This is a genomic window from Pseudonocardia nigra, assembly GCF_019396355.1.
In the GTDB taxonomy this organism is placed as follows: Bacteria; Actinomycetota; Actinomycetes; order Mycobacteriales; family Pseudonocardiaceae; genus Pseudonocardia; species Pseudonocardia nigra.
In genome coordinates, this window is record NZ_JAHKRK010000557.1 from 1 (window position 1) to 713 (window position 713).

Consider the following 713-nt stretch of genomic DNA (forward strand, 5'->3'; position numbering starts at 1 on the left):
CCCGGACAAGAAAGGAGAAGGCGCCCAGGTGGAAGCGCTGCTGGCGCCGTTGGACGTAGCCGGGATGGTGATCACCCTCGACGCCTTGCACACCACGCGCGCGACCGCCCGTCTGATCACCGACACCTGCAACGCCCACTACATGCTGGTCCTGAAGGGAAACCAGCCCCTCGCTCTGACCGCCGCGGCACAGGTCTTGACCGGCCCCGACTCCGACTGGGAACACACCAGCGCGGTCACCGACGACCGCGGACACGGCCGCCGTGAGCGTCGCTCGATCCGCACCGCCGAGACCGACGAGTCCCTGTTCCCCGGGGCCCGGCAAGTGTTTCGCCTCCGCCGCGACGTCGGAGAACTCCACGGCCCGTGGACCTCCAAGGAGATCATCTACGGGATCACCAGTCTGCCCGCCACACTCGCCGGACCCGAGCACCTCAACTACTACCAACGCCAGCACTGGACCGTGGAAAACCGTCTCCACTGGACACGTGACGTCACCTTTCGCGAGGACGTTTCTCAGGTCAGAACCGGGACCACACCGCGGACGATCGCCACGTTCCGAAACCTGACGATCAGCACATTCAGGCTCGCGGGGCGCGCCAACATCGCCCACGCCCGACGCGACCTCCGCAACCACGACGACGCCTTCGCCGTCTTCAACATCTAACCGAATCCGACCAAACCGGACGAAAACGAACAACGCCGGGGCCCTG

General features: G+C 65.9%; 1 protein-coding gene. It reads left to right on the top strand.

Translation table 11 applies throughout. From position 1 onward, the window contains the following. On the top strand, positions 1–667 hold a 667-nt coding region (locus tag KME75_RS42185; RefSeq protein ID WP_219420693.1), incomplete at its 5' end, for an ISAs1 family transposase. Positions 668–713 lie beyond the last annotated feature (46 nt).